This is a genomic window from Microcystis sp. LE19-41.2A, from assembly GCF_027530405.1.
GTDB classification, from domain to species: Bacteria; Cyanobacteriota; Cyanobacteriia; order Cyanobacteriales; family Microcystaceae; genus Microcystis; species Microcystis aeruginosa.
Genome location: NZ_JAPZQJ010000419.1, coordinates 1 through 20,702 on the forward strand (window position 1 = coordinate 1; position 20,702 = coordinate 20,702).

The following is a 20,702-nucleotide window of genomic DNA, read 5'->3' on the forward strand; positions in this document are numbered from 1 at the left end:
TCAATCCTTATCTGGCAAGAGATTTAATTGATTAGTTCGCTCCAGATCGCAAACAATTGACAAAAATTGCGGCAATGTCTGTCTCTATAAAGGTTTCATTCTTTATAACCCCGTCCATTGCATAAGACAAACCGAAGAACCTTAAAAACTTCTTTCAAAGTCATAAGTAGGGTCTGCTGAATAAATCTAAAAACCTTGTTGGATAAGACTTTTGGACTTTTTTACCCTCAAAAAGTGCCAGCCATTGCGGGGATCGGGGGAAAATTCAGGTACTTTTTCCCTGAAAATTAGGTAGTTGACCACCTGAAAATCGGTAAAACCCCACACCCCACACCCCACACCCCACACCCTGCCCCTAGGAAAAGCTTTTTCAGCAAACCCTAAATAGTCTATTGACAGATTTCATGCCATTTAATCCTTATTTTTGCCGTTTTTGAAACCTCAAAAATTATCTTAAACCCATAGCTTTTAGTCGATGTTCTAGAAACTGTTTTCCCTGTTTTTCGCCGTCAGCGATCAGACGCTGGATATTGGCAGGAGAGCGATCGAGTTTACTTTCGTAGTTGAGACTATTGGCTAATTCCGCCGACATTTCGATCATAGGAATATGGTAATCTTGATCGGGATCTTCCGGGAAAGATTTAGGAATTTTAAATGGTTCTGTTAAGGCGATCTCGCGCAAGAATTCTTCTTTAAAGGCTCCTTTGAGAAATAATTGATTGAGAAAGTCAATCTGATCGAGACCTTGAAATAGGGAAACATTGCCTTCTAATTCATTGCGGCGATCAGCAATATCATCGGATTGCACGGGTATCTTATCTCTAGAGGTGGGATTAATTTTAATTACCCAAATTTCATCGGGAATATTTTCGACTCCGACAAATTCACGGCGAATTAAAGAACGGATGGGGGGATTATCGGAAAATAGTCCATCCCAGTAGGCCATAGTTTCAATGGTGACGGCAGGAAAAATGTTAGGAACACAGGCAGAAGCTAGGATATGTTCAATTTTAACTGCTTCCTCGCGCGAGTTAAATTTACTTAATTTTCCTGTGAGGACATTACAGGCCCCCATTAATAAAATTGGTGGTTCTGGTTTAGCTCCCCAAGTGGCTAATTCCGAGAAATCAATATGCGCTCTTAGTAACTGATCAAAGTTGGTAAAGCGACCGCGTAAACCGTAGGTAGCTAGGGAAAATAAGGTTTTAGTAATTGGAGAGGAAGGACTGAGATTATACTGGGGAATTAATCCTTTGCTGGCTAATTCTAGAGCTTTAATAGCTGAGTCATTAAATAGCTTTTCTTGGGGAGTTTGAGTGCTATTATCTTCCCAAAAATCAATCATTCTTTTCCAAACGACGCTATCACCTTTTTTGAGAGCATACCAGGTGAAAAATGCACAGATAGCACCGCCAGAAGTACCACTGAGACTGACAATATTAAAGTAATCTTGCACTTTATTGTCAAATAATGCTTTCAAGGCACCGGCAGTAAAAGCAGTTTGACTACCACCTCCCTGACAAGCGATCGCAATTTTGGCTTTCATAAATATCCTTTGAATGGCTTCTATCTAAGCCCTAGGCTTTTAATTTAAGGTTAATTGAAAACCTAGAATCAGAGCCAAAAATATAGAAATTTTTCTGATTTTCAGAAGAGCTGCTCGGTAGATGTTGCCATCACTTCTAGAAAAGGATAAGTAGGTAGGTATTAAAAACTTTCAGATGCCCCCTTATTAAGGGGGGATTAAGGGGGGACTAAGGGGGGATCGGCACCCCCCTTATTAAGGGGGGCAGGGGGGATCGAACCTAAAATCCATTTTTAATTTAATTATAACCAGTTACTTATTCTCATTATCTTTCAACATTCCCTAATTTTCCCCGAAACGGTAGCCTTTACCATAGACAGTATTAATTAGAGGTGTTTCTCCGGCCGCTTCGATTTTACGACGCAGTAAGCGCATCAGGGCAGGAACCACATTACTATTAGGTTGCTCCCCTTCTGACCAGAGATGCTGATAAATTTGTTCATGGGTGAGAAGTTGACCTGGATGGGTCATAAATAAAGTCAACAATTGTACTTCTTTTGCTGATAAACTGATCGTGCGACCGTGACGATAAGCCACTTGATTTTCGCTATCGAGTTCTAAATCAGCAGATTTTAATTTACTGCTATTACTAGCTTCAAAATTGGGAGAACGACGCAATAAAGCGCGGACTCTCGCTAATAATTCTCGCAGTTGAAAGGGTTTGACTAAATAATCATCAGCGCCAGCATCTAATCCCGCCACTCGATCATCTATGGTATCCTTAGCGGTTAGAAACAAAACGGGAGTGGTGTCCCCTTGATTGCGTAAATATTGACAGATTTGTAATCCGGATTGCTGGGGTAACATCCAATCGAGAATTAAGAGGTCATAATTATTCTCTTGTGCCAATTCTAAACCCGTCCGACCATTATCAGCAATATCAACTTCATAGCCTTCTTGAGCAAGAATTTGTTCTAAGGGTTCGGTTAATTCTTTTTCATCATCAACGATAAGTATTTTCATAAAAGTAAAAAAGATGGTGTTGGGTTTTGGGGTTTTGGGGTTTTGGGGTTTTTTAGTTGAATCTCCCCATTTCCCCTATCTCCCCATATCCCCATTTCTCCTAATTATCTATCTTTGGGTAATAAATTGCGCCATTCGAGAGGAATATAACTTTCAATAAATCTAGCCAGGGTTGGGTAATGACGCTGATACAAAACTCCCATATAGATAATACCAAGTCCCAGGGCGGTTAGGGCAAAGGGAAAGAAAATTGAATCGGCAAAGAGACGATAGGAGAGATAGGAAAGATAGGCAAATACTCCGATACCTCCGAAAACCACAAATAATCTTCTTTTTAGCAGGACGGATAATAACATCAATCCCAAGTTAATTAGACAGTACAAAAATCGTTGCGCTTCATTATCATCGATTAGGAGAGATAGACTAAACCAAAACATAATTAATCCGAATAGGTATAGCCAAAAAGCAAAATCTCCCCGACTGCGACGCTGACGTACATCAATTAAATAGGCAGTTATTAAACAGGCAATTCCAAACCAAAAGGATACCCACAGTCGCATTCTCCATATATATTCGTTCTCTCCAAATAGCAAAGGGGTTAAGTCCATTGACATATACCACAGACTAAAGGCGATCGGTGCAGTTAAAAAAGGAAATTTAACAAATCGCAAAGTTATTAATCCTGCGATAATCGTGCCTAATTCCATTAAAAACCAACCGCCTTTAGTCCAGCTATAGAAATCTGGATAAATGGCCATATTTCCGGCTTGCCAGTATCCTGTCCAGCGTTGTAAACCGTAGATTGCTAAGGGAGTCATTGCCACTGCCATGGTAAATAAAAGGCCGCCGGGGATTTTGAGATTTTGCTGAAAATAGAGATTTTTCCCCGCAAAAATAAAACAAATTGCATAAAACAGGGCGATAAAAAATAGGCCTGCACCGCCGAAACTCTCCCAAGCTTCGTTCATCAACCACCCCAGGGCAGAGATAACAATTAATGCCCCAAAATAATAGGCTACATTAGCAAAATTAAAGCGAGGGCGATTAACTTCATCTTCTTGGGGATAGCGGGACAAAAAAGCCGTCCATAAATTTTCAGCTTGGCTGGCAGTAATTAGGTTTTGTTGTACCGCCCAATCAAAATCTTCTCTTTCTAGTCTCATAATATTCTCTAGTCCTTAAGCTAAGATGTATTTTAACCGCTTATCCTAAGGATAAGGGAATAGGGCATAGGCGCAGATGTTAAATCCTGTAGTAAAACTTAACATTTACCGATTGCAACATCCGAAATCTGCAAAATAGAGTATAATTCAATCTATATTAACTATTATCGAAGACATCATGATAACTAAATCAGAACTCTATGAACAAGATTTTCAATTATGGCTGATAACAACAATAGGTCAGTTAGAACAAGGAGATTTTCAGGCATTAGATGTATCTCATTTGGTTGAGGAGTTAAAAGAATTGGGTAAATCAGATAAAAATGCCTTGGAAGGAAATTTAATGATTTTGCTGGCTCATTTACTGAAATTAAAAGTACAATCCTCCGCCCCTGAAAGCATGAAATCTAGCTGGTATAGCTCCATTGTCGAACACAGGGAACGAGTTGTCGCCTTACTAGAAAACACCCCTTCTTTGAAATCTCATGTAGCAATCGCCATCGATAAAACCTATCCTAAAGGTCGCAAAATTGCCATCAAGGAAAGTAAATTGGCTGACTTTGGAATTGCGATTCCTCCAGAGGAAGCATATCCCTTAGACTGCCCTTTTTCCTTAGAACAGATTCTTGACGAAGATTTCTATGGCTGATAATTCATATTTAATCCATCGGCTAAGACACTTTCAAAATGCTTCTAAAAAGTCTTCAAATCTCAAAAACTGGGAAGCTATACAAGTCACATCTGTTTCCCGATACTAAGCGATTCGACTGACTTTAAATAGAGCTCACAAGCTTTTTTGCCCAACCCTAGTTAATCAGCCTGCAAAGAATAAGTAAAAATTATAAATTTAAGGTAAATAATTAAAATATTTAAATATTTGGGGCGATTAGTTCAATGTAACAAGTAAGTTACAAGATTTTGATTTTCCCAGAATTTGCCAAAATTTAGCTGTAAATCGGGGTTGCCTACATTTAATAATATGGTATGATCGTGGTATGCTGTGGGCTTAGTTTAACCTTTAAGCTTTAAATCAACGGAAAACCAAGGCAATCAGGGGACTATATCGATTCTCTTGCCCAAAAAAAGCCGCTAGTGATGAGATTTTTTTATGTTGCAATTTTTGAAGTTTTGTAAAGGCTATTGACTTAAAACCAGAATTGTGCAACTCTCCCCGCTCCCAAGTCTGGCACTCATAGACAGTCAACAGCTAATCAAGTTGGGAACTAGGAGTTGACTTCTCCTCCTAGTCCCCTGTTTTTTAGGATATCAATTGCGATTAAGGTACTTCAGTCCAGCGCCTAAGCCTCCTAGTACCAGCAAACTCAGCACAGTTGACGGTTCGGGAACAGGGGCAGGGGCAGAAAAGTTAGAAATCGTCACACTAGCCCGTCCGCTGGTGTTGTCTCTAGTGAAAATACGGAAACCAAAGCTGTCGCCAGCTAGGACGTTAAACGTCGATGTCCCGTTTTGGACAACACCTCCCCCATTATTAGTTACTTGGGTGAAGCTGCCGTTGAGCAGATATCCGAAGGGATCCCAGAAAGGCACATCAGCAGTCGAATAGTTCCAATTAAACGTCACCGTCCCAGCCGCAGCCGCAGTGGTGGTGTAGTTTGTGGTTCCAGAACTGCCAGAAAAATTGTTCCCCCCAGTCAGGCTAATAGACGCGGGAGCGCCGCCGGTATTAACCGACCCGTCGGCATTACTATTGGCAAATGTCCAGTTAATGGGAGCGTAGGGAGTTTGGAAACCGAACACTGTTGCGGCACTAGCACCAGAAGCAGCGGCTAGGGTGAGGCTAACAGTAGTGACAGTCATTGCGGTCTATGACCGCAATGACTCGAATAATTTTGGCGATTTGGTGGCCATGGCTCTAAAAATAAATTAATGTACCCCTTAAGGTTAAGGTTGATCAAAATATTTTTCAAGAGGATTTTTTATGAAAATATTCAATCCTATCTATAGAAATAAGCAAATGGTTGGTTCTCTTATTCTTTGTGTGATCGGTGTAACTTATATAGTAGCGATCGATCTTTGTGTCCTTTGTGTCTGGAGTGGTTGGTTTCACTCATTCGCCCGCAAATCTACTCAAATCTGGCGCTGCTGATTTTTTATCTCAGTTTGAAGAGGGGCTAAAAACTGGGGCAATGTGGACATCGATCGAAAGACTAAGCTAAACTGGTAATGACTATGTATTAGGGCGGAGGTCAACGGATACAACTATGGACAATTTGGAGGTAAAACAAAAACCGATCCGGTGTTTAGAAGATGCGATCGAAAGGTGTCAAACTTTAGGAATGCGGGTTAGTCGTCAGCGTCGCTATATTTTAGAATTGCTGTGGCAAGCGCAGGAACACCTATCAGCGAGAGAAATTTATGATCGCCTCAATCTGCAAGGAAAAAACATCGGTCATACCTCAGTGTACCAAAACCTAGAAGCCCTATCGGGTCAAGGCATTATCGAATCTGTGGAACGCTGGGACGGCAGACTCTACGGTAACATCAGCGATTCTCACAGTCACGTCAATTGTCTGGACAGTCAACAAATTATCGATGTGCATATCCAACTTCCCCCGGAATTAATTAAACAGGTCGAGGCATCGACGGGGGTAAAAATTACCGATTATCGCATCGATTTCTATGGCTATAAACAAAATAAATGAGCCGGATAACTGTATAATTGACCCTGTGAATAGTATCCGTTGACAGGCTGCAACTCTTGTGATCGATCGCCCTCTCACCTTAATTATCATCGATAATGACCCGATTTTCCGCTTGGGTCTGGTGCAGGCCCTGTCGCGGATAGAAAATATTAGTATCGTCACCGAAGGGGATTTAGAAACAATTTTCGCTTTGACTCTTAATCCGGCCCCCGAAATTATTATTATTGATCCTCTCTTTGATTGGTCTTACTGTGAAATTCTCCACTCTCGCTATCCTGAAAGTAAAATTGTTCTATTAACCTTTCCTCTCGACTCCCGACAGCAACTAATCGCCAGAGAATTAGGCATCGCCGGTTATATTCCCAAAGGCACAAACCTAGAGCAATTTATCACTATTTTAGGGCAAATTTCCCGGGATGAATCCCCGGATGTTGCCCCTTCTGCTCTCACCATTGCTACCCGTACAAGTTTAGCTCCTAGCCATTGGTTAATCACTGCCGGAAAAACGGGATTAAATCGCATCGAAAGTGAATTACATTTAATTGATCTCCACCTCAATCAACAGTCTTTATCCGGCTTTGATCGCTTTTATTGGCAGGGAAGAAAACGAGAACTTTTAGCAGCCCTATGGCTAGTGAGAAAACTAATTCCCCTGGAAGGGAGCTATTACAATTCAGCTTCAGTCACACCCCCGGTAATAATTAACAATATCGATCGAGAATTACCAATTTTAAGCCGCGAGCGTCCCCTGTGTGTTTCGGCGGTTTTTGAGTCCACTTTAGCGGTCATTCGATCGCCTTTAATTAATAGAACAAAGATTAGTTTTGAAATTGATGTTTTACAGGATAATCGGCAGCGGGAATTATTGTATTTAGTTCTCGATGAAATTCGTAAAAATGTCGATGAAATGAGATATTTACAGATTAGCAGCGGGGAATTAACCAGTCGCTTAAATCTGATTATTTACGATATCTGGGAGAAAGTTACCCGTAAATTTTTAGAAATTAATGCCTCGGTTTATGATGAAATTAGTAAAAGCAGACTTAACGAAATTATTCTGGAAGAAAGAGAGGCAATTCAAACAGAAATCCTCAATAAAATTCCTTTTACTCTTGACTTATTTTCCTATTTAGTGTACGAAAATAGTTTAACTATTGACGGAGTAGGATACCGAGCTAATGCTCCTGAAACTATCACCAGAGCCGAAATTCTCCTGCAAAATCTCATTCATAATATTGCCAATGCAGTGACGGTAATTATTCTCAATAACTTCTCGGAATCCGAAAGAGTCAAACAAAAACTTTACCGGTCAGAATTTCTCATCGCCAGAAAATTAGCTAAAATCCGCAATGAATTATCTTGGAAATACCGACGGCAACAATACTGGCAAGACCCCAAAGATATATTTGAAAGTCAATATCAATTATTTCACTATAGCGAGGGAGAAATCCAATCTCTAGCCATTTATTCCCCTCGACAGGAAGAATTAAATAGTTTAACAGGCATACCCTGGTTAGTTTCGATCGCCTTAGAATTAAGAGACTCTTTATCTCCTCGTTTACGCGCTTTTTTTCGGGTGGTGGGTAAGGGAGTAGTCTATATTCTTATCCAAGTTATCGGTCGCGGTATTGGTTTAGTAGTTCGCGGGGTTTTACAGGGAGTCGGTAACACTTGGCAGGAAGTCAAGGGTAAAAAGGGATCATGAATTATGACTGATAACTGATAACTGATAACTGATAACTGAAGTAGTTATAATTAAATTGAAGATGGATTTTGCCTCTGATCCCCACTGCCCCTAGGGTTGATTCATAGTAGGGTTGATTCATGAATCAACCCTACCCTGCCCCCTTGATCAGGGGGGTGTCTGACAACTTTTAACACCTATCTACTTAACTGAAGTGACAGTAACTTTTACAATTCCTTGTCAAAACTGTATTTATCGCGAATTTGTCCGACAAAAAACTGTCCTTTCGATGGTGCGGACTGAAAGTCTTTATATACTGCCAAAGGTAGATCATGATAAAGATAGATACCACCGTGATTAAATTCCACTTTCAGAATTTTTTTGTCCTGATCGTAGTCAAAAGATTTAATCGCTGTACTTTGACTTTTTAATAAGGGGAAAGCAATCACATCGCGAATACTGGCAGAATCGGTTAATAACATGATCAGGCGATCGATGCCAATTCCTAAGCCTCCCGTGGGGGGCATTCCGTATTCTAAAGCGGTTAAAAAGTCCTCATCAACTCCCTGCGCTTCCAAATCTCCAGACGCTTTTTTGAGTGCCTGTGCTTCCAATCTTTGCCGTTGATCGATGGGATCGGTTAACTCAGAAAAACTATTAGCTAATTCCCGTCCAACCACATATAATTCAAATCTTTCCACGAGGTCAGTTTTTGAGCGATGGGGTTTAGCTAAAGGCGAAATTTCCACGGGAAAATCTAGCACAAAAGTGGGCTGTATTAGGGTTTCTTCGACTTTTTGTTCAAAAGCTTCATTTAAGAGCTTACCGATGGTTTTACAGTCCTCTGGAACGCCAATGCCGGCATTTTCTGCGGCAATACGAGCCGACTCGAAATCCTCAAAACTATTCAAGTCAACCCCGGTTATTTCTTGGACTAATTCGTGCATAGTCACTCGTCGCCAAGGGGGAGTTAGGTCAATTTCCCTGTCTTGATAGGTGATTTTCAGCGTACCTAAAACATCTTGTGCAGCATTAACAATAATGTTTTCGGTTAACTCCATCATGTCATAATAATCGGCATAGGCCTGATAGATTTCGATGGAAGTAAACTCGGGGTTATGTTTAGTAGAAACCCCTTCATTACGAAAAATTCGGCCTAACTCAAAGACTTTTTCAAAACCACCGACTATTAATCTTTTTAGATGTAATTCGGTGGCAATGCGGAGATATAACTCCATCTCCAGCGTATTATGATAGGTGATAAACGGTCTAGCATCGGCTCCTCCCGCTTCACTTTGTAGCACGGGAGTTTCAATTTCAATAAAACCTTCTTGGTCTAAATATCTCCGAATAGAAGCAGTAATTTGGGCGCGACGGCGAAAAGTTTGTCGCACTTCCGGATTAACAATTAAATCCACATATCTTTGTCGATAACGTTTTTCTACATCGGTTAAACCGTGCCATTTATCCGGTAGAGGTAAGAGGGATTTGGTGAGAATTTCGTACTCGTTAACATAGATAGATAATTCGCCGCGTTCTGTGCGTTTAATTGTGCCTTTTGCTCCTAAAATATCGCCTGTATCTGTTAATTTAATCACTGTGTTAAAGGCATTCGGCACGGCGGACATAGTTTCACTAATGCGTTTTTTATCGAGGTATAATTGAATCGTTCCCGTTTCATCTTGCAGGTTAAAAAAGGCTAGTTTACCCATAATTCTTCGGGCAATAATCCGACCAGCAATTGCTACTTCTGTGCTAATTTCTTCCCCCGGTGCTAAGTCAGCGTACTGCTCTTGTAATTGTTGAGCGTGAGCGGTGGATTTCCACTGGTAAGCGTAGGGATTTAAGCCAGCTTTTTGCAATCCTGCCACTTTTTCTAAACGAGCGGCCCGGATTTCTTCGAGGGTAGAGGAGGGTTGATTTTCAGGATTTTGTGCTTGAGATGCCATCGTTTTCTAAGAGGAACAATTCTGGGGAATTTTTAGGTGTTGGGGATTTCAGTTATCAGTTATCAGTTATCAGTTATCAGTTTACTGCTCACTGAAACATCTTCCCTATCCCTCTTTGAACTAACAATGAGTTTATGTCTTAATCCCGATTGTCTATATAACAATGATCCTACAGATAAATTCTGTCAAAAATGTCGCTTTCAATTATTACTAAAAGATCGTTATCGTGCTATAAAATTAATTGGTCAAGGAGGTTTTGGTAAAACTTTTCAAGCAATTGATGAGGATAAACCTTCTAAACCTTATTGTGTGATTAAACAATTTTTTCCTAGCGCTCAAGGCAGTAATGCTCTCAAGAAAGCGGCGGAATTATTTAAAGAAGAAGCGATTAGTTTAGATAATCTCGGTCAACACCCACAAATTCCCTCCCTCTATGCCTATTTTACCAGCAATGATGGGCGACAATATCTTGTTCAAGAATATATTGAGGGAGAAAATCTAGAACAAGAATTACAAAGCGAGGGAGTTTTCAATGAGGAAAAGATCAAACATCTTTTATTGGAAATTTTGCCAATTCTTGATTTTATCCATGCTAAAAGAGTCATTCATCGGGATATTAAACCAGCTAATATAATTAGGAGACGCAGCGATAATAAAATAATTTTAGTGGATTTTGGTGCCTCTAAATTCATGCCCATTGCTAACCTTTCCCTGACAGGAACAGTGATCGGTTCGCCGGGATATATCGCTCCAGAACAAAGCAATGGCAAAGCGATTAATAGCAGTGATTTATATAGTTTGGGAGTCACTTGTATCTATTTATTAACGGGAATATCTCCCTTTGAATTATTCGATGTGAGTGAACATGAATGGGTATGGAGAAAGCACCTGATTAATAATCCTGTTATTGTTGAATTAGGTAAAATTTTAGATAAATTAATTGAATTTGGCACCAAAAAACGTTATCAATCAGCCGGGGAAGTCCTGCAAGAGTTAGCAGTCAAATTAGCCTTCGTGATTCCGCCAAAACCCCGATCACAGAATACAATTCAAGAAACGGTTTTGCCAGTTTTTCCAGCCGCCACCAGGGAGGAAATTAACCTCAAAAGTGCCAAGGAAATTGATTACACTAACCTACGGGATTTCTTAGCGCAAGAAAAATGGCAAGAGGCAGATCAAGAAACGGCTAATCTCTTCTTAAAAGTTGCCGATCGAACTAAAGAAAAATATCTTAAGATAGAAGACATAGATAACTTTCCCTGTGAAGATTTAGCCACTATCAATCAACTCTGGTTAAAATATAGCCAGGGAAAATTCGGTATATCTGTTCAGAAAAGAATCTATGAAAGTTTGGGAGGAAGCAGCAATTATGATCAACAAAAATGGAACGCTTTTGGAACAAAAGTCGGTTGGCGAGTTAATAACAAGTGGTTATACTACGATCAAATTACTTTCTCTCTCAAAGCACCCTGGGGACATCTCCCCACCCTTGTGTGGGGTGTGGGGGGTGGGATAATTCTTTTTTCTCGTCTGGAAACCTGTGCCATGGACGGAGTTTCTAGCAGGGGATAAATTGACTTAAAAACTTTTCTGGAGAATTAAACAATTTCTCCCTTCGCCAGTGCGGATATATTGTAAAGTATCAGTAAGAGAACGCATAAAAATTAATCCTCGATCGCTTTCCATTTCCAAAGGTGCGAGGGGACGTTGTTGTAGAGAATCAAGTTTGGCTTGCAGATCAAAAGATTGACCGTGATCCCATATTCTTATTTCTAGAGAATGGGACTTTAAAGTTAATTCTAGATCGATCGGTGTAGTCGGTGGTAAATGTTGGTGAGCGTAACGGACAGCATTAGTAAATCCTTCTGCTAAAGCCACCTTACACTGCCAAAGCACCGAGTCGGGTAGAAAAGAGCGGCCGTGAGATTCAAACCATTGTAAGACTGGGATTAAAGCTGCCAATTCCGTCTGGACTTGTAGATGGAATTGGAGGGGGAAAGAAGGGGAATTTAAGACTTCAGAAGGCACCACTGTTTTTTTGAAAGAGAATCAAAATTGTTTTAAAAATCAGTTGTAGATCGTAGCCTAAACTCCAATTTTCTTGATAGCGCAAATCTAGTTGAATTACCTCTTCAAAATTACTCACCCGAGAGCGACCATTCACCTGCCATTCTCCCGTCATACCGGGTTTTACATCTAAACGTTGCCATTGGGGAACATCGTAGCGTTCCACCTCATCGGGGGTGGGAGGACGAGTGCCAACAAGACTCATTTCACCGGTGATCACATTCCAAAACTGGGGCAATTCGTCTAAACTGGTGCGACGTAAAAATTTTCCTACCCGGGTAATCCGGGGATCATTTTTATTTTTAAAAAAAGCTCCCTCCGCTTGATTAGGGATTTTATCCTTGAGTGCTTCTGCATCCACACACATGGAACGAAACTTAAGAATTTTAAATTCCTTTCCCAACCAACCGCAGCGGGTTTGACTGAAAAAAATTGGACCCGGACTGTCTAACTTAATAGCAATAGCAATGGGGACAAAAATAACCCCCGTGATTAATAAACCCACGATTCCACCAACAATGTCAAGACCGCGCTTTAACCAACTGCGAATCGAGGGATGGGTTTCCGGTAGATGGTTTTCATTGGCAGTAAAGCCCTTTTCTTGGGCTGCTAGGGGGGAGGTTTGGAAAGTGAATAATTGATCTAGTCCCGTAATCGATAAAACCCCCATCACTGGGGGATGGACGTTAGCCAGCACTAACTCGATATTTTCTGCCCTAGCCGCTTTGAGATTATGCACTAAAGCACCCACACCACTACTATCCATAAATTGAGTGGCATTTAGATCAAGAATGACTTTTTCGGGAGTGGGTGTTTGGGCGATGAGATGGTGAAACAAATCCTTGAACTGTACTGCTTCCAAGACAGTCAAGCGATCCGGCATCCGCAAAACCGGATACTCCATCGGAATGATCAGAAAACGTGTTTCAGGAATTTGGGAAGTCATCGACACAAAGAGGTGGTTTGATAGATGAACAAGGCCTGATGACCCACTTAAATGTTTACTACACTTTTCCCCAAATACCAATGGGTAATGTCAGAGATTACCTGTGATCATCGGCTAACGAATCTCACCTAGGGGCGGACGGCCTTGGGTTTGGGCTTTCGCTTTGGCTGCACTCTTTCTCAGCGCATCTAAACGGGTCTCATAACGCTTACGCAGACGACGGTTGGGCGTTTGTTCAATTAGGGTTTTAAAGGCACTGCCTAGGCTCTTGTAGGCGTTGGGGAGAGAATAACCGAAACGGGTGGCCAAGGCGATCGCTTTTTCATCGGCTTCGATCGCTTCTTTGAGAATTTTATCGCCATTATTTTTGCGCCAGAGACGATAACCGGAAATCCCACATAATCCCATAGCCAAAAGCAATAATAACCCGTCCTGTACCCATAATTCCCCCACCGCACCACCTAAGCCAATAGCGAGGGCGGCCATTTCCCAGCCTTCCCGGGGAATACTATCATTTTGAATCCTGGCGACTTCATGCCAAAAGAGCAAATTACGCTGATCGATGGCTAAATTTTCCCATTTGGCTAAATCTATCTGAATTTCTACCTCATCTCTGCCAATTTCTTCACAACGGATCAGGGGGGGATTAACCTCTGTGGAACCTTCTACCGTTACCCAACTTTGTAATTCTGGAGGTAGTAGGGTTTTTAGGCGCCGAAGTTCGCTCATTTCGGCTCGTGCAGAGGAGGCCGCATAAGATGTCATAGATTTTTTCCCTATTCTCTACCAATGACGATGATTTCTATTTTCGATCATAGCGGTCTTTTTTGTGATCTTGGCAGCTTTTGGCCCTAGAGAGCATTTTCAGTGATCAGTAAACAGTGATGGAAGTGGGGAAGTGGGGAGTGGGGAAGTGGGAAGTGGGGAAGTGGGAAGAAACCATCCATAACTGGGTTTTTAAAGTTCGATTGGGAGTCAATCATACTAAGTAGGTGGGTGTTAAAAATTGTCAGATACCCCCCTTATTAAGGGGGGATTAAGGGGGGATCAGCACCCCCCTTATTAAGGGCGATCCCCCCGCCTATCGGCACCCCCCTTATCAAGGGGGGCAGGGGGGATCAAAGACAAAATCTCTCTTCTATTTACTTATTAAATAGACTGTAACTTGTGCTGGCTAATGCTCAAATATATCTTTGTATTGCTGTAAATCTAAAGCGGTGAAGATGGGGATACAACTAAAGCATTTTTGGGCTAATTCCCATCTTTCTTCCCTTTGCATCATCACCATCAATTTATCTCGCACTGACAGTAAATAGCGCACATCGTTAGCAGCATAACTCAGTTGTTTTGGAGTAAGATTAGCGGCATTTCCCCAATCAGAACTTTGAGCGGTTTTGTCTAATTCTATGCCTTCCAATTCCTGCACGAGACTTTTTAAACCGTGACTGCTGGTATAAGTCCGAGCCAGTTTACTGGCGATTTTGGTACAGAAAATCGGTTTAGTGGCAATGCCGAAAGTATGGGATAATTGAGCCACATCAAAACGGGCGAAATGAAAGACTTTTTCTATCCGCTCATCTTCCATGACCTTTTTGAGATTAGGAGCCTCTGTTTGCCCTCTAAAAACGCGAATGGCAGTGACAAAACCACTGGGATCACAGAGTTGAATTAAACACAGTCGATCGCGCCCCGGTATTAATCCCATAGTTTCTGTATCTACAGCGATCGAATTAACCCCTAGATAACGGGATAATAGGTCATCGCTTAAATCTCGATCGCACACTTGAAAATTGTCTAAGTTCATATAGTTAGAAGATAGGAGACAGGAGACAGGAGACAGGAGGGAAATTTGTAATGCTTTTGCCTATCGCACGACTGCCTTTATTTCCCTGATAAGTAGTTGGACAAAAGTAAAGTTAACTGTGGGGTAAGGAGTCGGTCGTCAGTAAGAATTGCGGCAATTTACATTTCTTAAGATAGACCACAGAATTTATGTCCGACTACTTAAATGATAACTGATAACTGATGTTAAAAACTGGTAATTAAATTTAAGTATCATCGGGGGGATTTTGTCAACGCTTTTTAACAAAAAGTTGTGTAAAATAATATTCACCAACATTATTTTTAGCGATACCGATACCGGTGAGATTATAATCACCAACCATATTTTTTTGATGGCCGGGGCTATTAATCCAACCCTTGACGGCAACGCTAACGGGGTCAGGATATCCCTTCATAAAAGCCAAATTTTCGCCCATTTTTTCTAAAGGAATCTTCCTTTGTACTGCCTTGACTCTTCCCGCAAAACCATCATGACTAAAAGGAGCCTGTTTATGGGCCATTTTTTGACTAAATAAGCGAGCTTCATGACTAATACGAGCATCGAGACGTAGGGGCGGTAAATTTTGAGAAATTCGGTAGCGATTAACTTGATAATTAGTGTTTTCTTCGAGGGTAATTAAAAAAGATTGATTCTGGATAGGATCGTAGCTAAGGGAATTAGTAGAAACAGGAGCGGATTGACGTTTTAGAAATATTTGAGTAAAGTACAATTTTCCTTGATTATCCGTCGCTACTCCAATCCCGGTACTATCAAAATCTCCCTCCATATTTTTCCGATGACCTTGACTTTTAATCCAGCCATCCACAGCAATCATTACCGGGTCATCATAACCTTGATTAACTGCCACATTTTCCCCCACCGCTTCATAGGGAACCGAAACACCAATAGTTTGCGCTCTTTTGTCAAAATCTTGATGACTAAAAGGAACTAAACCCGCGGCCATACGTTGGCTATGTAATCTTGCCTGTTGCGAAATTGCCCGATTTAACAGTAGGGGAGATAAATTGCGAGATAGACGATAGCGATTGACCTGTTGATAGATTTTATTCTCTAAAACAAGTAAAGTTGCCGCATCTAAAGGAGAGGGAGAAGGAGCGGGAGAGAAAGATGGCACGAGTTCCGTAAAAGAGCTATAGTTTAAGGCACTACAGGCCATTAAACTTGTCGATACAAGCATCAAAATTCCTAACCGATAAGGTTTCTTAAAAAAACTTTTCATCAAAAAAATTGGGTCTGAAACCCCGCCGTTCTAGGTTGGATTTACTGTTAAATACTAGCGCATTTACAGGATATATGCCAGAAGGTCAGGTATGGGGAAAGCCGATCGCTACCGATTTTACCCAACACCAGAACAAGAGTCGCTATTGCGGCGCACCTTGGGCGGTGTAAGATTAGTTGACAATAAAGCTCTCCATGTCAGAACACAGAGAAATCACAGCGAAGGGGTTTTAGTTGAATTTCCCCATTTCCCCATTTTCCCAGTCCTGGTGGCGACCTGTTGACCAGAGGGGGGTAAATCTGTTAAGTAGGATTTGCTGAAAAAGTTTGTTGGTGGGGGCAGGGTGTGGGGTGTGGGGTGTGGGGTGTGGGGTTTTACCGATTTTGAGGTAGTCAGTTACCTAATTTTCAGGGAAAAAGTACCTGAATTTTACCCCCGATCCCTCCAATGGTCGGCACTTTTTGAGGGAAAAAAGTCTAAAAGCCTTATCCAACAAGGTTTTTAGATTTATTCAGCAAGCCCTAAGTACCTAAGCAAAATTAATTACACATCTAAGCCACTACTCCGTCAGACTTCTGGTGTGAGCAAACAGTGAACTGAAAACTCAAATCCGATCCCTAATAGCTGTCTCCCGTCTCCCGTCTCCCGTCTCCCGTCTCCCGTCTCCCGTCTCCTGTCTCCTGTCTCCTGTCTCGACTAGGAAATTAATTTTGCACGACTACTTAAGGCAGCCGCGAAACCGGGTAAGGGACCCCAAACAGAAACCCAAATCGTCAGGTTTGGAAATCACCGTCCGGCCCCGGCGGTGAGGATGTCAACTTTTTGGTGCCAGGGTCAAGACTTGTTAAGATTGATCAAGCCGTTCGCTCAAATTTACCACTTCTGTGGCTCTCATTTATGGTCATCGACTTTCTGCCCTTCACTATCAATATTTCCCCGGCCTTTATTGCCGGTAGCTGTCTCTGGTCTTTAGCATTGTATCTGGGGTTAGCTGGGGTGCGAAATTGGTTTATAGAAATTTTCTATCGCTGGTTTAATTTTGCCGAGCGTTTCCTCTATACTTCCCTAGAGGAGTTTGAAAAAACTCGCATCGCCAGAGAATCACAAAATGCTTTTTATGCCTCTATCTTTAGTATTATTCCCTTTCTCATTCTCGGCGGTTTCTCCGATTGGTTAATCGAGATTAGTTTAGGAAAAAGTTGGCCGATTAGTGTCGGTATTCTCGCCTGTGTTGCCTCTGGTGTCTATGAATTAGGACGGCAGGACGGCAGCGGTAATCAGTAAACAACGGTCAATTAAGCTGTTAACTATCTCAATTACTTCTTGGCACTGCACGGGAGTGGCAAGTTAGTCGATTTTAACCCTTGACTAGAGCTTAATCTTTTCCTTCCAGACGATTTTTATGTTTATTAAGAGTCTTTTGTAGTAAATTCAAAACCTCATTAGCAATCTCAATAACTTCATGGGTTCCAAAACCGGCCTGAGTTAATTCTTTAAAAAAAGCCTTAGCGACAATTTTGGCTAATTTCGGGGGATAAGGGTGAACAGCGATCGAATGTTCGGACTGAATTTCTGCTATTTCTCTAGTCACTGCCATAGCCACAAAACGAGATTTTAACATCCCTTGCAAATGAAAAATTTGCAGGGATTGGGCAGCCTGTTGAGCGAATAACTGCAAGATTTCTAAATCTAATGGTTCAAAATGTTTTTTGTCTAGGGGAAAACTGAGATTAATTACTCCGATTACCTGCTGATTCAGAATAATCGGTACGGAGATAAAACTATTATTATTTGATCTTTTGGGATCACGGGCTGCACTGGCAAATGGCGATCGAGTGATATCCTTAATTAGTAAAGGTTTTCCTGTGGCCGCTACACTGTCGGCAATAACTTGATCGAGTTTAATTATTTCTTGATCAGCCAAAGGTGATAGATCATCATAATGGGCAAAAACTTCTAGATAATCGGTAATTTCCCCTTTTAATTCCTGTGGAGAGCTTAACATAATTGAACAGTGCCGCGCTCGCAATTGATGAGCGCTCATACTAGCTATTTTCCCAAAAATATCTTCGAGATTTTCCTCAACATTCAAGACAAGAGCCAGAGTAGCTATTTTGGGGTTAAAATTATCCATGTATTCAATCACTTATTCAGTCCGAGTTTAGGCTTTCAGGGTGAGGATGACATTCCTCATCTCTGTGTTTGTCTGAGTCTATAGCTTGCCATAGCATCTGATCGAGGGGCTTTTTTACTCGCTAACTGATCTATTGTAGATGTAGCCAAAACTTCTGTGTCTCTTGTTTTTTGTCTTCCCTCTAGATGAACGTAGGTTGGGTTGAAGCATGAAACCCAACGCCCGCTCATGTTACGCTACCGCTAACCCATCCTACAAATAATTGTGCCTCCCTACTTAGCATCTGATCGAGGGGCTTTTTTACTCGCTAACTTATCTATTGTAGATGTGCTGAAAAACTTCTGTGTCTCTCTTGTGTTTTGTCTTCCCTCTAGCTACTCTGATCTAGTAGGTCAGAGGAGTTTAACCTGACTGGAGTGAAAGATGGTGCGTTTTCTCTGGGCAATTTTGGCCGGTGTGGGGATGGGGTTAACAGTGGCGCCAGTTTCTTGGTGGTTACTCGCTTGGATTTCTCTCGTCCCCCTGTGGATTATTGTGAGATTAGCGGAAAAATCCCTAAAAAAACAGCTTTTATACGGTTTTGGCTGGGGTTTTGCCTACCATGGTCTGGCTTTATTCTGGATCACGGGAATTCACCCGATGACGTGGATGGGTGTCCCCTGGTTAGCGAGTTTGTTAATTGCCCTGTTTTGTTGGTTGTTTATTACTTTTTGGGGAACGGCGATCGTGCTAACTTGGACGTTAGTCATGTTTTATGTCAACAAAAGTGTTAATCAGTCATCTTTTAGGGATGCTCTCCTACGGGTTTTCATCGGTACTGCCCTCTGGTGTGGGTTAGAATCTCTCTGGAGTCAATCCCCTCTCTGGTGGACTACCCTTGCTTATAGTCAAAGTCCCCATAATTTATTGATTCTGCAATTGGGCAAATTATCGGGTTTTACGACGGTAACGGCGGCAATTGTGGCAGTTAACGGTTTAATCGCCGAAAGCTTGCTCCTAATCCGTCAATCGCGGCAAAATCTCGCTTTTCTCTCTTTACCCCTGCTTATTTGTTTTAGCCTCCATCTCTGGGGATGGAACACATACCATAAACCGATCGAAAAGTCAAGGGATTTAGGGATAAAAATTGGCGTCATTCAGGGCAATATTGCCAACACGATTAAACTTTCGCCCCTAGGATTTCAAAAGGCGCTCGAAGGTTACACCTCTGGTTATCAAATTCTCGCCGATCGAGGAGTAGATGCCGTCTTAACTCCTGAAACCGCCTTACCCTACTATTGGGAGAACTTAGTCAATAATAGCTCGATTTATTCGGCAATTTTAGCCAAAAAAACGCCAATCTGGTTAGGTGCATTTGGCAAGGTGGACAAGGGTTATAACAATAGTCTCTTGACCATTGATGGCGAGGGACAGGTGATTAGTCGGTATGATAAAGTAATTCTCGTGCCTTTAGGCGAATACGTTCCTTTTCAGGAAATTTTGGGCGGAATTGTTGATCGCCTTTCTCCCTTGCAAGCGCATTTAATCCAGGGAAATCCTGATCAAATTATTGACAGCCCTTTCGGTAAAATAATTGTGGGCATTTGTTACGAGTCGGCTTTTTCCGAACATTTTCGCCGTCAAACTGCTAGAGGAGGCGAATTTATTATTACTGCTTCTAATAACGCCCATTATAGCCACGCCATGCCCGCTCAACACCATGCTCAGGATACCATGCGAGCGATCGAAACCGATCGATGGATGGCCCGGGCCACCAATACAGGTTATTCTGCTTTTGTCGATCCCCACGGTAATCAGCTTTGGCTATCGGATCTGGATAGATATCAAATCCATAGCGAAACAATTTATCGACGGGATACAAGAACTTTATATGTGCGCTGGGGAGATTGGTTAACTAAAGTTTTAATCATTACTGCCGGACTCGCTTGGCTCTGGAGAGCTTGGGATTAAGGTGACAGTGCTATACTTTTTCGTGAATGAACTGTTAAATAACCTAAGTTTTTGCTGCAATGAAAGAGCAATTTGTCAAGTGGTTGAATAGAATCTTAATATTTGATGTGTTTTTGGTAATAGCGGGTTTTCTCTGGTTTGCCGTGGCTGTTATCGGTGAATCCACGGGAATTCCCCTAGGATTTAAACTTTTTCAGCGTCTTTGGCTGCCCTTATTCAATCCTGCTATTAGTATTTTAATTGCGGGGGCGATTTTAAGCTGGGCAATTAATCAAATTCAAGAACGCTTGTCCCCTAAATAGTAGGGTTGATTCATGAATCAACCCTACCTTATCAAGGAGGGCAGGGGGGATCGAACCTAAAATCCATTTTTAATTTAATTAGGGTCTGCTGAAAAAGTTTTTCCTGGGGGTAGGAGTCAGTAGCCGGTCGTCAGGAGCCGGTCGTTTTAGGCTTTGTTGCCCTTGTTTTTTGTACCAAGCGATGTACTACAAGAAGGATAATGCAAGGTTTTTGAACGTCCCAATCCTATTTTC

19 protein-coding genes and 1 pseudogene are annotated in these 20,702 nt (G+C 41.7%); 9 read left to right on the forward strand and 11 right to left on the reverse strand.

Annotated elements, in window-relative coordinates; all coding sequences use genetic code 11:
* Positions 1–448: 448 nt before the first annotated feature.
* From O9290_RS17245 to O9290_RS17255, 3 genes are all read right to left on the reverse strand, one after another.
* Positions 449–1,546, reverse strand: coding sequence for a patatin-like phospholipase family protein (locus O9290_RS17245; protein WP_002798918.1), 1,098 nt, complete (start codon positions 1,544–1,546; stop codon positions 449–451).
* A gap of 321 nt (positions 1,547–1,867) precedes the next feature.
* Positions 1,868–2,548, reverse strand: coding sequence for a two-component system response regulator RppA (gene rppA, locus O9290_RS17250; protein WP_012265866.1), 681 nt, complete (start codon positions 2,546–2,548; stop codon positions 1,868–1,870).
* Positions 2,549–2,652: 104 nt separating this feature from the next.
* Positions 2,653–3,711: a DUF2157 domain-containing protein gene (locus O9290_RS17255; protein WP_288055669.1), complete on the reverse strand. Its 1,059-nt coding sequence runs from the start codon at positions 3,709–3,711 to the stop codon at positions 2,653–2,655.
* A 178-nt stretch (positions 3,712–3,889) separates the two neighbouring features.
* On the opposite strand from O9290_RS17255, the gene O9290_RS17260 reads away from it, so the two are divergent.
* Positions 3,890–4,360 carry a DUF29 domain-containing protein gene (locus tag O9290_RS17260; protein WP_002763864.1) on the forward strand — a complete coding sequence of 157 codons (471 nt, stop codon included), beginning with the start codon at positions 3,890–3,892 and terminating at the stop codon, positions 4,358–4,360.
* A 617-nt stretch (positions 4,361–4,977) separates the two neighbouring features.
* Here O9290_RS17260 and O9290_RS17265 read toward each other — a convergent pair.
* Positions 4,978–5,529, reverse strand: a complete 552-nt coding sequence (locus O9290_RS17265) for a PEP-CTERM sorting domain-containing protein (protein ID WP_288055667.1) — start codon at positions 5,527–5,529, stop codon at positions 4,978–4,980.
* Positions 5,530–5,933: 404 nt separating this feature from the next.
* On the opposite strand from O9290_RS17265, the gene O9290_RS17270 reads away from it, so the two are divergent.
* Both O9290_RS17270 and O9290_RS17275 read left to right on the forward strand, forming a co-directional pair.
* Entirely contained in the window at positions 5,934–6,374 is a 441-nt protein-coding gene (locus O9290_RS17270; RefSeq protein WP_061432819.1) for a Fur family transcriptional regulator, read from the forward strand.
* A 58-nt stretch (positions 6,375–6,432) separates the two neighbouring features.
* Positions 6,433–8,079: a DUF3685 domain-containing protein gene (locus O9290_RS17275; RefSeq protein ID WP_288055663.1), complete on the forward strand. Its 1,647-nt coding sequence runs from the start codon at positions 6,433–6,435 to the stop codon at positions 8,077–8,079.
* A 206-nt stretch (positions 8,080–8,285) separates the two neighbouring features.
* Here the strand turns inward: O9290_RS17275 and lysS are convergent, their stop codons facing one another.
* Positions 8,286–10,007, reverse strand: a complete 1,722-nt coding sequence (lysS, locus tag O9290_RS17280; protein WP_288055660.1) for a lysine--tRNA ligase — start codon at positions 10,005–10,007, stop codon at positions 8,286–8,288.
* A 126-nt stretch (positions 10,008–10,133) separates the two neighbouring features.
* Here lysS and O9290_RS17285 point away from each other — a divergent pair, with 126 nt between their 5' ends.
* The gene (locus tag O9290_RS17285; protein ID WP_043998831.1) at positions 10,134–11,579 is read left to right on the forward strand and encodes a serine/threonine-protein kinase; all 1,446 of its coding nucleotides are present in this window, start codon (positions 10,134–10,136) and stop codon (positions 11,577–11,579) included.
* 6 nt (positions 11,580–11,585) lie between these two features.
* On the opposite strand, the gene O9290_RS17290 is transcribed toward O9290_RS17285, so the two are convergent.
* The 5 genes from O9290_RS17290 to O9290_RS17310 all read right to left on the reverse strand — a co-directional run bounded on the left by O9290_RS17290 (position 11,586) and on the right by O9290_RS17310 (position 16,082).
* Positions 11,586–12,038 carry an ATP-binding protein gene (locus O9290_RS17290; protein WP_002799139.1) on the reverse strand — a complete coding sequence of 151 codons (453 nt, stop codon included), beginning with the start codon at positions 12,036–12,038 and terminating at the stop codon, positions 11,586–11,588.
* Positions 12,025–13,020, reverse strand: coding sequence for an anti-sigma factor antagonist (locus O9290_RS17295; RefSeq protein WP_288054793.1), 996 nt, complete (start codon positions 13,018–13,020; stop codon positions 12,025–12,027). The genes O9290_RS17290 and O9290_RS17295 overlap by 14 nt, the downstream gene beginning before the upstream one ends.
* 114 nt (positions 13,021–13,134) lie before the next feature.
* Positions 13,135–13,785, reverse strand: coding sequence for a DUF3318 domain-containing protein (locus O9290_RS17300; protein ID WP_002756971.1), 651 nt, complete (start codon positions 13,783–13,785; stop codon positions 13,135–13,137).
* Between the two features lie 409 nt (positions 13,786–14,194).
* Positions 14,195–14,824 carry a ribonuclease D gene (locus O9290_RS17305; protein WP_002756973.1) on the reverse strand — a complete coding sequence of 210 codons (630 nt, stop codon included), beginning with the start codon at positions 14,822–14,824 and terminating at the stop codon, positions 14,195–14,197.
* 268 nt (positions 14,825–15,092) lie between these two features.
* Positions 15,093–16,082 carry a CAP domain-containing protein gene (locus tag O9290_RS17310; RefSeq protein WP_147069599.1) on the reverse strand — a complete coding sequence of 330 codons (990 nt, stop codon included), beginning with the start codon at positions 16,080–16,082 and terminating at the stop codon, positions 15,093–15,095.
* Positions 16,083–16,173: 91 nt separating this feature from the next.
* Here O9290_RS17310 and O9290_RS28540 point away from each other — a divergent pair.
* The 3 genes and pseudogenes from O9290_RS28540 to O9290_RS17325 form a co-directional block, all read left to right on the forward strand.
* A pseudogene (locus O9290_RS28540) lies at positions 16,174–16,290 on the forward strand (helix-turn-helix domain-containing protein); the annotation flags it as partial.
* Between the two features lie 105 nt (positions 16,291–16,395).
* Positions 16,396–16,587 (forward strand): hypothetical protein, encoded by a 192-nt coding sequence (locus tag O9290_RS17320; protein WP_288087325.1) that lies wholly within the window; start codon positions 16,396–16,398, stop codon positions 16,585–16,587.
* A gap of 392 nt (positions 16,588–16,979) precedes the next feature.
* Positions 16,980–17,366, forward strand: coding sequence for a hypothetical protein (locus O9290_RS17325; protein ID WP_002756975.1), 387 nt, complete (start codon positions 16,980–16,982; stop codon positions 17,364–17,366).
* Positions 17,367–17,457: 91 nt separating this feature from the next.
* Here O9290_RS17325 and O9290_RS17330 read toward each other — a convergent pair whose 3' ends face one another.
* Positions 17,458–18,216 (reverse strand): GAF domain-containing protein, encoded by a 759-nt coding sequence (locus O9290_RS17330; RefSeq protein ID WP_288056179.1) that lies wholly within the window; start codon positions 18,214–18,216, stop codon positions 17,458–17,460.
* Positions 18,217–18,639: 423 nt separating this feature from the next.
* Here O9290_RS17330 and lnt point away from each other — a divergent pair, with 423 nt between their 5' ends.
* A complete protein-coding gene (lnt, locus tag O9290_RS17335; RefSeq protein ID WP_002756979.1) occupies positions 18,640–20,166 on the forward strand; it encodes an apolipoprotein N-acyltransferase in 1,527 nt (508 codons plus the stop codon).
* 59 nt (positions 20,167–20,225) lie between these two features.
* Positions 20,226–20,468 carry a DUF8620 family protein gene (locus O9290_RS17340; RefSeq protein ID WP_002781780.1) on the forward strand — a complete coding sequence of 81 codons (243 nt, stop codon included), beginning with the start codon at positions 20,226–20,228 and terminating at the stop codon, positions 20,466–20,468.
* Positions 20,469–20,702 lie beyond the last annotated feature (234 nt).

Coding starts and splice junctions, on each gene's coding strand:
- O9290_RS17245 (WP_002798918.1), bottom strand. CDS start 1,546: ATGAAAGCCAAAATTGCGATCGCTTGTCAGGGAGGTGGTAGTCAAACT.
- rppA (WP_012265866.1), bottom strand. CDS start 2,548: ATGAAAATACTTATCGTTGATGATGAAAAAGAATTAACCGAACCCTTA.
- O9290_RS17255 (WP_288055669.1), bottom strand. CDS start 3,711: ATGAGACTAGAAAGAGAAGATTTTGATTGGGCGGTACAACAAAACCTA.
- O9290_RS17260 (WP_002763864.1), top strand. CDS start 3,890: ATGATAACTAAATCAGAACTCTATGAACAAGATTTTCAATTATGGCTG.
- O9290_RS17265 (WP_288055667.1), bottom strand. CDS start 5,529: ATGACTGTCACTACTGTTAGCCTCACCCTAGCCGCTGCTTCTGGTGCT.
- O9290_RS17270 (WP_061432819.1), top strand. CDS start 5,934: ATGGACAATTTGGAGGTAAAACAAAAACCGATCCGGTGTTTAGAAGAT.
- lysS (WP_288055660.1), bottom strand. CDS start 10,007: ATGGCATCTCAAGCACAAAATCCTGAAAATCAACCCTCCTCTACCCTC.
- O9290_RS17285 (WP_043998831.1), top strand. CDS start 10,134: ATGAGTTTATGTCTTAATCCCGATTGTCTATATAACAATGATCCTACA.
- O9290_RS17295 (WP_288054793.1), bottom strand. CDS start 13,020: ATGACTTCCCAAATTCCTGAAACACGTTTTCTGATCATTCCGATGGAG.
- O9290_RS17300 (WP_002756971.1), bottom strand. CDS start 13,785: ATGACATCTTATGCGGCCTCCTCTGCACGAGCCGAAATGAGCGAACTT.
- O9290_RS17305 (WP_002756973.1), bottom strand. CDS start 14,824: ATGAACTTAGACAATTTTCAAGTGTGCGATCGAGATTTAAGCGATGAC.
- O9290_RS17310 (WP_147069599.1), bottom strand. CDS start 16,082: ATGAAAAGTTTTTTTAAGAAACCTTATCGGTTAGGAATTTTGATGCTT.
- O9290_RS17325 (WP_002756975.1), top strand. CDS start 16,980: ATGGTCATCGACTTTCTGCCCTTCACTATCAATATTTCCCCGGCCTTT.
- O9290_RS17330 (WP_288056179.1), bottom strand. CDS start 18,216: ATGGATAATTTTAACCCCAAAATAGCTACTCTGGCTCTTGTCTTGAAT.
- lnt (WP_002756979.1), top strand. CDS start 18,640: ATGGTGCGTTTTCTCTGGGCAATTTTGGCCGGTGTGGGGATGGGGTTA.
- O9290_RS17340 (WP_002781780.1), top strand. CDS start 20,226: ATGAAAGAGCAATTTGTCAAGTGGTTGAATAGAATCTTAATATTTGAT.